The sequence below is a fragment of the Desulfatiglans anilini DSM 4660 genome, from assembly GCF_000422285.1.
GTDB classification, from domain to species: Bacteria; Desulfobacterota; DSM-4660; order Desulfatiglandales; family Desulfatiglandaceae; genus Desulfatiglans; species Desulfatiglans anilini.
Map to the genome: position 1 here is coordinate 321,100 of NZ_AULM01000003.1, position 10,560 is coordinate 331,659.

General features: G+C 56.2%; 14 protein-coding genes, 2 tRNA genes and 1 other RNA gene. 10 read left to right on the forward strand and 7 right to left on the reverse strand.

The features are described from left to right. Positions 1 to 98: 98 nt before the first annotated feature. The 7 genes from H567_RS0105490 (at position 99) to H567_RS0105515 (ending at position 3,967) form a co-directional block, all read left to right on the forward strand. A tRNA-Ile gene (locus H567_RS0105490) sits at positions 99 to 174 on the forward strand. 138 nt (positions 175 to 312) lie between these two features. Next, positions 313 to 1,116 (forward strand): Nif3-like dinuclear metal center hexameric protein, encoded by an 804-nt coding sequence (locus tag H567_RS23250; RefSeq protein ID WP_084516909.1) that lies wholly within the window; start codon positions 313 to 315, stop codon positions 1,114 to 1,116. A gap of 123 nt (positions 1,117 to 1,239) precedes the next feature. After that, a complete protein-coding gene (locus H567_RS0105500; RefSeq protein ID WP_161626568.1) occupies positions 1,240 to 1,980 on the forward strand; it encodes a zinc ribbon domain-containing protein in 741 nt (246 codons plus the stop codon). A 16-nt stretch (positions 1,981 to 1,996) separates the two neighbouring features. Continuing rightward, an RNA gene (gene rnpB, locus H567_RS26970) (RNase P RNA component class A) lies at positions 1,997 to 2,389 on the forward strand. Positions 2,390 to 2,430: 41 nt separating this feature from the next. Next, positions 2,431 to 3,162 (forward strand): NAD-binding protein, encoded by a 732-nt coding sequence (locus H567_RS28395; protein ID WP_028320636.1) that lies wholly within the window; start codon positions 2,431 to 2,433, stop codon positions 3,160 to 3,162. 165 nt (positions 3,163 to 3,327) lie between these two features. After that, positions 3,328 to 3,627, forward strand: coding sequence for a YggT family protein (locus H567_RS0105510; RefSeq protein WP_028320637.1), 300 nt, complete (start codon positions 3,328 to 3,330; stop codon positions 3,625 to 3,627). A 37-nt stretch (positions 3,628 to 3,664) separates the two neighbouring features. Continuing rightward, the gene (locus H567_RS0105515; RefSeq protein WP_028320638.1) at positions 3,665 to 3,967 is read left to right on the forward strand and encodes a DUF167 domain-containing protein; all 303 of its coding nucleotides are present in this window, start codon (positions 3,665 to 3,667) and stop codon (positions 3,965 to 3,967) included. Between the two features lie 35 nt (positions 3,968 to 4,002). On the opposite strand, the gene H567_RS0105520 is transcribed toward H567_RS0105515, so the two are convergent. Next, a complete protein-coding gene (locus H567_RS0105520; protein ID WP_028320639.1) occupies positions 4,003 to 4,782 on the reverse strand; it encodes an inositol monophosphatase family protein in 780 nt (259 codons plus the stop codon). A gap of 351 nt (positions 4,783 to 5,133) precedes the next feature. On the opposite strand from H567_RS0105520, the gene mnmL reads away from it, so the two are divergent. Both mnmL and H567_RS26965 read left to right on the forward strand, forming a co-directional pair. Further along, entirely contained in the window at positions 5,134 to 6,045 is a 912-nt protein-coding gene (gene mnmL, locus H567_RS0105525; RefSeq protein WP_028320640.1) for a tRNA modification radical SAM protein MnmL/YtqA, read from the forward strand. Next, complete coding sequence (locus tag H567_RS26965) at positions 6,021 to 6,557, forward strand: methylated-DNA--[protein]-cysteine S-methyltransferase (protein ID WP_208598329.1); 537 nt, start codon at positions 6,021 to 6,023, stop codon at positions 6,555 to 6,557. The genes mnmL and H567_RS26965 overlap by 25 nt, the downstream gene beginning before the upstream one ends. Here the strand turns inward: H567_RS26965 and fabD are convergent. The 6 genes from fabD to H567_RS23260 all read right to left on the reverse strand — a co-directional run bounded on the left by fabD (position 6,554) and on the right by H567_RS23260 (position 9,861). Beyond that, positions 6,554 to 7,495: an ACP S-malonyltransferase gene (fabD, locus tag H567_RS0105535; RefSeq protein ID WP_028320641.1), complete on the reverse strand. Its 942-nt coding sequence runs from the start codon at positions 7,493 to 7,495 to the stop codon at positions 6,554 to 6,556. The two genes, H567_RS26965 and fabD, sit on opposite strands and share 4 nt — an antisense overlap. Before the next feature lie 215 nt (positions 7,496 to 7,710). Next, complete coding sequence (locus H567_RS0105540; RefSeq protein WP_028320642.1) at positions 7,711 to 8,259, reverse strand: DUF507 family protein; 549 nt, start codon at positions 8,257 to 8,259, stop codon at positions 7,711 to 7,713. Between the two features lie 3 nt (positions 8,260 to 8,262). Then, a complete protein-coding gene (locus tag H567_RS30025) occupies positions 8,263 to 8,811 on the reverse strand; it encodes an FmdB family zinc ribbon protein (RefSeq protein WP_353743097.1) in 549 nt (182 codons plus the stop codon). After that, entirely contained in the window at positions 8,787 to 9,320 is a 534-nt protein-coding gene (locus H567_RS0105545; RefSeq protein WP_051184510.1) for a hypothetical protein, read from the reverse strand. The genes H567_RS30025 and H567_RS0105545 overlap by 25 nt, the downstream gene beginning before the upstream one ends. 81 nt (positions 9,321 to 9,401) lie before the next feature. Then, positions 9,402 to 9,478, reverse strand: a tRNA-Met gene (locus tag H567_RS0105550). Positions 9,479 to 9,594: 116 nt separating this feature from the next. Next, complete coding sequence (locus H567_RS23260) at positions 9,595 to 9,861, reverse strand: hypothetical protein (protein ID WP_153306060.1); 267 nt, start codon at positions 9,859 to 9,861, stop codon at positions 9,595 to 9,597. A 455-nt stretch (positions 9,862 to 10,316) separates the two neighbouring features. Between H567_RS23260 and H567_RS0105560 the strand changes: the two genes are divergently transcribed. Next, positions 10,317 to 10,560, forward strand: a 244-nt coding sequence (locus tag H567_RS0105560; RefSeq protein ID WP_028320644.1) for a transposase, incomplete at its 3' end; no start/stop codon positions are given.

A 10,560-nucleotide genomic window follows, 5' to 3' on the forward strand; every position in this document is an offset into this window, starting at 1 on the left:
GATCGTTGGAAATGCCGCCCCGGCATGAGTCGGGCTGGGATTTCCCTTGACAAATCAGGTGCAAGCCCGCATTTTAGACAGTGGTGGATACATTCAATGGGCCTATAGCTCAGCTGGAAGAGCCACCGGCTCATAACCGGTAGGTCCCTGGTTCGAACCCAGGTGGGCCCACCAGACATGTTCAGCAGTCCCGCAGTTTGTCGGGGTATTTAGGATCGTATGGATTTGGATTGAGCCATCTTCGTGGCAAGGCGCATAGCGAAAGGATGCGCCTTTCACGTTTGTGATCCTCTGCCCCGACCCGGTTACCCCATGACCCCTACGCTGGAAGACATACTGGAGTTAGTCGAATCAGTGGCGCCGGCCCACCTGTCGGAACCCTGGGATAACCCGGGTCTGCAGGTGGGCGACCGGTCGAAACGGGTCCAGAAAATCCTGCTTGCGCTGGACCCGACCCTCAGAGCCATCCAAGCCGCCGTCCGACTTCAAGCCCAACTCCTCTTCACCCACCACCCCCTGATCTTCAAACCCGTCTCACAGCTCGACCCTGCAGCTTACCCCGGAAACGTTGTTTTTCTGGCTATCCGCTCCGATATAGCCGTAGCGTGCGCCCATACGAACCTCGACAGCGCTGCAGGGGGCATCAATGATTGCCTTGCCTCCATTTTGGGTTTGACACATGTCACGGTCCTCCAAGAGGTCCCCGGGAACCCGGGTGCCGGGCTGGGGCGACTGGGGTCTCTGGAGAAACCGATCACGCTGGGGGTGATGGCCGAGACCATCAAAGAGCGTTTGCAGACCCCGAGCTTGAGGGTCATTGGTCCCATGGAAAAGCGGATCGAGCGTGTCGCCGTTGTCGGGGGCTCCGGCAGCGACTTGGCAGAACTGGCCTACCGCAAAGGCGCCGATCTCCTGGTAACCGGTGATGTGAGTCACCACAAGGCGCTCGACGCAGCCGCCCTTGGCCTGGCCATGATCGATGCAGGCCATTACGCCACAGAGCGGGCAGCCTTACACGCCTTCAAGGATTCGCTCGAGGCTGTTTTTGAAAGAAAACGTTGGAATACTGTAATCATCTGGGATTCGGAGGAGGAAAACCCCAGCCGGCCTGTCTGAGACCGAGACGGATGGCTCCTTCGACACCCCGACCGGGGCCGAACGCATTTTGTGCCGGTGTGTCTCCCATTGCTGTTACCGCCAAAGCATGTTGAAGCAAAGATGCAGGAGAGGAAGAATCCATTGGAAGAAACAATTAGACTTTTGATCGGTTTGCAGGATTGTGATTTACGGATCAGAAAGATCCATCAAAAGCGGGCCGAGGGACCCGAGATCATCAAGCAGCTGGCTGAAAAGGCCTCTCAAGCAGAGGCTCAGCTCCAGGAAACCCGTCAGGGACTCGAAAATGCCAAGAAAGAGAGGCGGGCCAGGGAGAATAATCTCGATGACCTTCGGAGCAAGATCCAGAAGAGCAACCTGAAACTCTCGAACATCAAATCCAACAAGGAATACACTGCAGTTTTGAAAGAGATCGAAGACCTCAAGCGGGAAAAGGCCATCCAGGAGGATGGCCTTATTGAGATCATGGAGGAGCTCGAGCGCCTCGAAAAAGAATGCGCTGCAGGAGAACACCGGCTCGATGACGCCAAAAAGCGGTATGAAAGTGATCAGGCGCAAATCCTGAACGAGCTCTCGGAACTCGAAAACGACCTTTCAAAACTCCTGCAGGAGCGAAAAACCTTCGAGGGCTCGATTGACGCGACGCTTCTGAAACATTACACTTCTCTTATGAACCATCGAGGTGGGCCCGCCGTGAGCCCCGTCATCAAAGGTGTCTGCCAGACGTGCCGCCTCCACATACCGCCTCAGAAATTCAACGAACTGATCCGGGGTGAAGCTGTCATGAGCTGTCCGAATTGCCATCGTATCATCTACTGGGGCGAGGACGAACGGTTTCAGGGTTTGATGATGGATATATCTTGAGGTTCCTGGGTATGCCGGAGTAGAACAGGTGGCCGCTGTCCTGCCCATATCGGCAGGGTGGAGGAAAGTCCGGGCTCCGAAGGACAGGGTGCTGGGTAACGCCCAGTCTTGGCGACAGGAAGGAAAGTGCCACAGAAAAGATACCGCCCGCGCAGGATGCCTCCCATCCGGCGCGGGTAAGGGTGAAAAGGTGAGGTAAGAGCTCACCAGTCTCTCCGGCGACGGAGGGAGCTAGGTAAACCCCACCCGGAGCAAGGCCAAATAGGGGAACGTTCGAGGGCGGTCCGTCCAAGTTCCCGGGTAGGCTGCTTGAGCCCGTCGGTAACGGCGGGCCCAGATGAATGGTCACCGGCCCGACGGTGGGTAACCCCCTCGGGACACAGAACCCGGCTTATGATCTGCTCCGGCATACCCTACCCAAAAAAGTTGCAGGAAGAGGCCCAAAAGCCCATGGCTGAGAGCTGTTTGAAAAGGCCGGCAACCGAGGGCCGCACCGTCCTCGTCGTCGGGGCCGGACGTTTTGGAGCGCGAGCGGTGAGGCTATTGGGGTCTCATCCGATCGACGAAGCCCGCATCCTCGTGCTGGATAATGATGAGGCACGGCTTTCGTCGATCGAGGATCCCGCCATAGAGACCTTTCATGCCGACGGGGTTGATTTCCTCGTCGAGCACTTTGCGCAGCTCCACCCGCATGACCTCATTGTTCCGGCTGTTCCTGTTCATGTGGCGGCCGAGTGGCTCAAGAAGACCCTGTCCGGATCTTTTCGAATCACACCCCAGGCTATCCCTGACGGTTTGGAAACAGAGCTGCCGAACACCTGGCGCATCAGCGAAGACATCCTGTTGACCAGCTACGCGGATTTTCTGTGCCCGGAGGATTGTGGCGAACCGGAATACTGCACGGTTTCAGGCGAGAAACGCGATGTCCCGATGCGGGAACTGCTCAAGCGTTTGAGGGTGGAAGGGTTTTCCGTCCATGTGGTTGCAAGCGCACAGCTCGCACCGGGGCTGGGCGGGTACGAAGCCGAGGCCTTGAAAACCTTGAAAGAAACCGTCCTATCAGACGGGCATAACCGAAAGTGGCTGGTCGCAACGGCATGCAATTGTCATGGCGTCCTGACTGCTTTCGAAATCGCTCTGCCTCCGCTGTCCGGCACGACCGGGGTTCCAATCCGGCAATAAGCCTTTTCCTGGCGATCTCGAGCAGGCCGCACGCTTGATCTGAAGGCTGCCCCATAACTGGACGTGTACGTTGACACCCGGATTGGCAAAAGAGACCCTTTCCATAGGGAAGCCAGCTGAACCCTGCCCGAAACCTATTCGCGGACCGGAGGTACCAAAAAGGATATGTTCGTGTTTGCAAATTTTCTTGGCGCCATCGCCAGCATCCTGGATATCGTCCTCTCCCTTTACATGTGGATTATCATTATCCGGGCCATCATCTCGTGGGTCAACCCCGACCCCTATAATCCCATCGTGCGTGTTCTGGTCTCCGTTACAGAACCGGTCCTCTATCAAATACGCCGCCGGCTGCCTTTCGCAATGGGCGGCATCGATTTTTCACCGATCATCGTCATTCTGGCCATCATCTTTATCAAGCGGTTCCTGGTGCAAAGCCTTGCCCAGATGGCCATGCAAATGGGCTGATACTGCATAGGATCGCCGGACAACAAGGTTCACGGAGATGAAAAGATCTGAAGCCGCCCCGTCGACCATACTTCGGATCAAGGTCATTCCGCGATCCTCCCGCAATCAGTTGGCCGGCGTCGAGGACGGCTTGGTGAAGATCAAACTGACCGCACCACCCGTTGACGGCAAGGCGAACAAGGCCCTCTGCAGCTTCCTGGCCGAGCTGTTCGGAAAGCCCCAAAATGCGGTTACTATCTTAAACGGCGAAAAGGGGCGTTTGAAGACCATCCGGATAGCGGGAATGAACTCCGAAAAAGCCGACCGAATGATCAGAGAGAGCATAGAAGCAACTTCTTGACGGCTTCGCCCCCAAGGAAGAAGAACGGCGCCTGCTCAGGATTCCCTTTGGAACGAAGCCACCATCTCCTGGTGCAGAACCGGGTTGGCGGCCAGGACGCTTTTCGCGTATGGCGTGAACGGCTCGCCTTGCAGGGTGGTGACGAGTCCTCCGGCCTCCTCCACCATCAGGACGCCCGCCGCCGTATCCCAGGGTTTCAACCCGACCTCCCAGAATCCGTCAAAACGCCCCGCTGCTACATAGCACAGGTCGATCGCAGCCGAACCGGGCCTTCTGACTCCCTGGGCGCTCAATACCATTCTCGCAAAGCGGTCGATGTGCAGCTCCGGATCCTGCCGGAGGTTGTAAGGAAATCCTGTACCCAGAAGGGCTTCGCTCAGACGGGCCGTCCCGGCCACGTGCACAGGATGGCCGTTCAGGCGCGCGCCCCAGCCCCGCCTGGCTTCGAAGACTTCTCCCATGACCGGACAAGAAACAACCCCCAGTTCCAGCCGACCCTCGATCTCCAGCGCGATAGAAACGGCAAACAATGGAAATCCATGGGCATAGTTCGTTGTCCCATCCAAGGGGTCTATCAACCACGTACGCCCTGAATCACCGCGGTATCGGCCCGATTCCTCGGCCAGCACGCCGTCGGAGGGGAAATGGGCGGCGATCGTCTTCACAATCAAATCCTCCGCTTGAACATCCGCATCGGTCACCAGATCGACCCTGCCCTTTTTCCTGACGTGAATATCGTTCCCGTACAGCTCAACAAGCAAAGCGCCTGCCGACTCGGCGGCCTGACGCGCCACATCTATTTCCCGCTCGAACATCGGTCCTCCTGTTGGAAGCATACCGCAAGACCCACAGTCCATCAGCTTGCGAGGAAAAATTTCGGCCCCGAGGGCTGCGAACCTCCGCCGAATGCATCATGCGAGCAGACGCGACGCGCTGACGAAAGTTGAGTAAAGCTCAAAAAACGGGCTTTGCTCAACGGCCAGTCAGGGTTTCTCACCGGGAAGCGAGCCAGGCAAGAAGCTCCCCCTTCCGCGGATTCGGACATCCCCTTGTAAAATCGGCGCAGCCAAACTCCTTTTTATGATAACATGTAATGGAGGGCGCATTCAAATGCTCTGCAGCTTCAACCCAACCGATTTAACGGGAGACCGCCTCACAAGGTAGGAATGAAGCGTTACAGGGATTACAATACCTATCTGCAAGAGATATTCGGGGAGCGCGTACAGAAGATTCCTCTCGATGCCGGTTTGAGCTGCCCGAATCGCGACGGGACCCTTTCCTCGGAGGGATGCATTTACTGCGATGCCCGCGGCAGCGGCACAGGCGCCTTTTCGTCCAGGGGAGAATCTATAGTTGAGCAGATCGAGCATGCGAAGAACTTTCTTGTCGAGCGCTACGGCGCGAGGAAATTCATCGCCTACTTCCAATCCTTCACCAACACCTACGGGCCGCTGGGCCAATTGAAGGAGCTCTATGATGCGGCCGTTTCCCGGCCGGATATGGTCGGTCTGAGCGTCGCCACACGACCGGACTGCGTCGACCGGGAGAAGCTCCGGCTTCTCCGCTCCTACCGCCCCGGCCATCTCGTCTGGGTGGAATTCGGGCTGCAATCTTCCCACGATGGAACCCTCCGCCTGATCAACCGCGGGCATGATTCGACCTGCTTCAAGGAAGCGGTCCGATCGGCAAAGGACTGCGATCTAAGCGTCTGCGCCCATATCATCCTGGGACTTCCCGGCGAAACCTCTGCTATGATGGTGGAAACGGCCCGATTCCTCGCCGATCTGCCCATCGACGGGATCAAGATCCACTCCCTCTATGTGCTGCAGGGCACCGTCATGGGCGCTCTTTTCAATTCCGGACGATACGAGCCGATGACGCGGGCCCGCTACGTCGAAACCGTCGTCGAAATCCTGGAAGTACTGCCGCCTGGCCTCGTCATACAGAGGCTGACCGGCGATCCACCCAGAACGGGACTCCTGGCTCCCTTATGGACGCTCGAAAAGCAGAAAAACCTGAATATGATAAGAAACGCTTTGGAACGGAAGAATACATGGCAGGGCAGGCTGTACGGATGATCCACTGCTGGAGGCTGAGGGTGGGGCGGCTTTCGGTCAGCGTCGCATCGAGCACTCTGGGCGCCAGGCGCATCGAGCTCTCCCTCGATTCCCAAACCCCGGTCCTCGTATCGTTCAGACCCCTCTTCCCGGGTTCTACCCTGATCGTGAGCCGGGATTGGAACGAGCCGTTGATTGCTGCGGTCGAGGCGTCGCTCGCCGGGGGGTCGCCTTCCGCCTCGCTGCAGACGGATTTGACGCTCTCACCTTTTCAGGATACGGTTCTTCGTGCGATCAGCAGAATCCCATTCGGTTCGACGGTGAGTTATTCAGAGGTTGCGGCAACCCTGGGGAACCCCTCACTGGCACGGGCCGTCGGTCAAGCCTTGAAGCGCAACCCGCTCCCGATCGTCTTTCCATGCCATCGAGTCCTGGCTGTCAACGGGCTCGGAGGGTTCGGGGGCAGGTCACCGGCAAACTTGGCAATCAAGCGCTTTCTTCTGGAGCGGGAGGGCTCTCTCGAAACCAGCTAGAGGGCCTCCAGGAAAGATTCCAGGCTGCTCAAATCCTGGACGCTGAAAGTGCGGACCTTCTCGTCACGGCCGGCAATCTTGCGCACCAGGCCTGTCAAGACCCGCTTGGGCCCCACCTCCACAAAGGTATCGACTCCGGCTTCCAGCATCCCCCTCACAATCTGATACCACCTTACTGGGCTCGTCAGCTGCCGAGCCATGATATCCTTCATGTCCGCCGGCTCGAACTCTACCTTGCCGGTTGCATTGAAGAACATCTTTCCAACAGGCTTCTTGAACGGTATGGCCGACATGAAATCCCGGAACTCATTGACGGCCCCCTCCATCAAAGAGCAGTGCCAGGCACCGCTGACGTTCAAGGGCAAGGCTTTCGCACCCAGCGCCTGGGCACCCTTAACAGCGCGGGACACCGCATCCATCTCGCCGGTGACCACAATCTGTTCGGCGCTGTTGTGGTTCGCCACAGCCAGCACCTGACCCTCGCGCACCTCGCCAACCAAACCCTCGACCCTGTCTATCGGCAAGCCGATGACGGCGGCCATGCCTCCCGGATGCGCAACCGCCTCACGCTGCATCAACCGCCCCCGCATGTCGACAAGACGAAGCGCATCCTCCGGGGCGATCACCCCGGCTGCAACAAGGGATGCATATTCCCCGAGGCTGTGTCCCGCGGTCATCTGAGGAGCCACCCCAGCCTCCTGCAGCGCGTGGAGGCAGGCGAGACTCACGGCGGTGACGGCCGGTTGCAGATTTTCTGTCAGGGTAAGTTCTTCGAGCGGACCATCAAAGCACAATGCGGACAGCCGCTTCCCGCAGATTTCGTCCATCTTGGCGAAGATGTCTTCTCTTACGGCGTCGTATCGATCGAACAGATCGCGCCCCATCCCCACAAATTGAGAACCCTGCCCAGGAAAAAGATAAGCGATGCTCGCGCTCATTACCCCTCCCTAAACCAACGGTACTGCACACGCGAAGCGTGTGGAGAGACCCGGACCCGCCCCGCAGGGGCGGGTCCGGGCACGCGAAGCGTGTGAGGAGAAAATCCTCATTTCCGGATTGGAAATCGGATTCTACCGGAAAATCATCTGCGGACGGATACTCCCTCAATTCGGCAGGATGACCGGCTCAACAACTTCTGTCAGAAGATAATCCGCTATACCTTCTGCGGATCTCCAACCTTCTTTCGGAACAATTCATCCATGGCAACATCGTATTCCCTGGACCCGGGCGTCAACGCCTTGTTGTGGCTCAGCTGTTCGACAACCTCCGCCTCAGCCCTCTCGAACTTGATGTTGATCTGACTCAGCACTTCGTTGATTACGCGGTATATCTCCGAATCCGTGCCATACACCTCGAGGACCCCGGGCTCGTTAACCAGCACCTCGGTCAGATACTGGGTCATGTAGAGCGCGTAAGGGTTGGGTCTAGGCACCAGGTTACGGATCGGCGCGATAAAATACCTGAAATCGAATTCGGTGCTCTTCAGAATGCGCTTGAGACCCTTTAGGATCGCATCCGAAACGGCTGCAGGATTATCCGTTTCAACGATACCTTGCATCAGGAGGGCCTGTGTGAGCCGGTTGTGGATCTCCGGCAATTTGAACTTGAAGAAACGATCCTGACGATAAGCCTTCTGTTTCTCCTGCCGCTCCAGCTGTTTGATCAGGCCCTCTTGAACTCTGCCGCTATCAAAATTTTTCATAGGCTAACTCGAGGAAGAGCAATCTTTGGCCGTTCCTCCATCATTCGCGCCTCCACATGACTGCGCCGGCTTCGATTCACCCGTTCCTTCGGCGCCCGAAGTGGAGCTGCTGGTTGCATCCGTCGAAGCGCTTTGAGTACAGCTGCTCGATTTGCTAGCATAATCGGTAACATACCATCCAGAACCCTTGAGATGGAACGTGCTTTGGCTGATCAACTTTCTAAGCCGTCCATTGCATGATTCGCATTGGGCCAAGGGTTTATCCGAAATTTTCTGCCAGACCTCCTTCTTTCTTCCGCACTGGGTGCATTCATATTCATAAATCGGCATAGCCAACACCCCCTCTTCATGATTTCTTTCAGCTCTGCCTGGGCCGGATCTCCAGGGACACCGGATCGGCTCGCATACAGGGTCCTTCTTCAGAACACCGCCCAACCCATGGCTTTCATCAGAAAACGGCACGCCTTCAGAATCGGTGATCGTTTTGCAATGAAAACAATGGAATAGCCGCCATCCCGACACTCCCCTCAGCAAAGCCCAGATAGCCGGCATGTGCGGTGCCCTTTATAAGCGGAAAGGACATGCCCCAACCTGGGGATGGCAATTTTCCGCAGAATTTCATGTGTAATGTCATGCACCGCCTTTTCTTCTTCTTCACGCTTGAACCAAGGCAGTTCAAAGCGCTGCAGGAAACTCGAAAACCTCACAATATGGACCAATTCATGCGTAAAAACATAAATCATCAGGGGTAAAAGCGATATATCCGCATCGCGACTTACCGCCTCAAGCACCTGATGATCCTGGACGCAGATTGAATAGTGGTCTACGGTTCTGGGGATCGGATCGCCTTCGTCTTTTACGACGAAACCCTTGTTGAGGAGCGCAAAAACACCCTCACTGATCTCCTGACAACTCAACAGCGGGAGCGTCCTGACATCATAACGGTACCTGCGCCATTGACGATGGGAGAACTTGTAATAGTTCCCTGTTACATCCTCTGCGATATCCAGCGCATCACCGAGCGTATCCAGATCCGAACCTTGAAAGGACCGCAAGGCCATATGGAAAAACTCTTTACAAAAAGGGTTGTCCCGATATAGGCGCACTGCTTTAGGGGAGCCGAATCTCCTTCATGGTTTGCTTGGTGGCGGTGACTGGACTCGAACCAGTGACTCTGCGGATATGAGCCGCATGCTCTGACCAACTGAGCTACACCGCCGATAATCGAGGATATCCGCTTATTCTATGGAATAGCATCGTTTTGTCAACCAAATAATCGATATTCTCCCTCTAGGATAAGCGGCCGCCCCCCCCAGCCTTTTCATGCCCTCAAAATCAAACGCAACGGCCCTTCAGAAGGGAAAGATCCCCTCCGCACCAGGCCGCAACAGCGCCGCCTTTGTTTTTCGCAGGGTTGTAGAAGTAGCGATATGCAAAATTGACTTTATTCTCATCCGCTATTTTTTTTCTGCCGTTTACGAAATAAGAGCATGCGTTATTGCTGCATATAAACATTTCACCATCCCAGCCGCTCTCCGGGCCAGGGTCCCATGCCTCCATAGCTTTGCCGCAATGTGGGCAAAGATTCTCTTTTTGCGTCATCGTTCAGACCCTCCATTTCTTCAAAAATGTAATCCCTCAGGAGGAAAAGTCAATGACAGCCTCTGTTTTTAAACGTCAGACCTGGCTCTGTCGGGCGGGCCAAGGGATTCGCCACATGGCCGCCGACTGGAAGCGTGGACGCGGGAAAACGGTGGAAGGCTCATATCCACAGTGGTTGACAGGTATGCTTCGAATACTATAAGGTTCATGCAGGGTTGTCCGCATTCTTTCGCCCGGGCATCCAGCCGGCCTGAGGCTTGGGTATCGAGACGGAAAGGTGGGTGCCCGCATCGAGCGGCCTGTATTCGTTTATACGAGGGTTTCGGTCAAGACGACACCTTCGTTACTGTCCCTCAACCTTCGATCCTATAAGTGCTTATCCGTAAATAAAATGTACTTTTCTCACGACTTTTGCTATCCTGGCAGCCATCTTGAACCTTTACGATGGAGGCCCTATGACAAAAATTCAGTCGTGGGAGGTATCCGATGCCTTTTGGGAAAGGGTTAAGCCCCTTGTGCCGGCGCCCGAGCGGGATCCACAAAAATCTTACAAGCGCAAAATCGGCGGGGGAAGAAAGCCGATGCCCCCCCGGCAGATTTTTGAAGCCATCATGTACGTGCTCAGAACCGGCTGTCAGTGGAAAGCGCTTCCCAAAGAACGTTTCGGAAGTCCCAGCGCGATCCACACCCATTTCATGC

Coding starts and splice junctions, on each gene's coding strand:
- H567_RS23250 (WP_084516909.1), top strand. CDS start 313: ATGACCCCTACGCTGGAAGACATACTGGAGTTAGTCGAATCAGTGGCG.
- H567_RS28395 (WP_028320636.1), top strand. CDS start 2,431: ATGGCTGAGAGCTGTTTGAAAAGGCCGGCAACCGAGGGCCGCACCGTC.
- fabD (WP_028320641.1), bottom strand. CDS start 7,495: ATGAGCGCGAGCATCGCTTATCTTTTTCCTGGGCAGGGTTCTCAATTT.
- H567_RS23260 (WP_153306060.1), bottom strand. CDS start 9,861: ATGACGCAAAAAGAGAATCTTTGCCCACATTGCGGCAAAGCTATGGAG.
- H567_RS30025 (WP_353743097.1), bottom strand. CDS start 8,811: ATGCCGGCTATCTGGGCTTTGCTGAGGGGAGTGTCGGGATGGCGGCTA.
- H567_RS0105545 (WP_051184510.1), bottom strand. CDS start 9,320: ATGGCCTTGCGGTCCTTTCAAGGTTCGGATCTGGATACGCTCGGTGAT.
- H567_RS0105540 (WP_028320642.1), bottom strand. CDS start 8,259: ATGAAAAATTTTGATAGCGGCAGAGTTCAAGAGGGCCTGATCAAACAG.
- H567_RS0105515 (WP_028320638.1), top strand. CDS start 3,665: ATGAAAAGATCTGAAGCCGCCCCGTCGACCATACTTCGGATCAAGGTC.
- H567_RS26965 (WP_208598329.1), top strand. CDS start 6,021: ATGGCAGGGCAGGCTGTACGGATGATCCACTGCTGGAGGCTGAGGGTG.
- H567_RS0105510 (WP_028320637.1), top strand. CDS start 3,328: ATGTTCGTGTTTGCAAATTTTCTTGGCGCCATCGCCAGCATCCTGGAT.
- mnmL (WP_028320640.1), top strand. CDS start 5,134: ATGAAGCGTTACAGGGATTACAATACCTATCTGCAAGAGATATTCGGG.
- H567_RS0105520 (WP_028320639.1), bottom strand. CDS start 4,782: ATGTTCGAGCGGGAAATAGATGTGGCGCGTCAGGCCGCCGAGTCGGCA.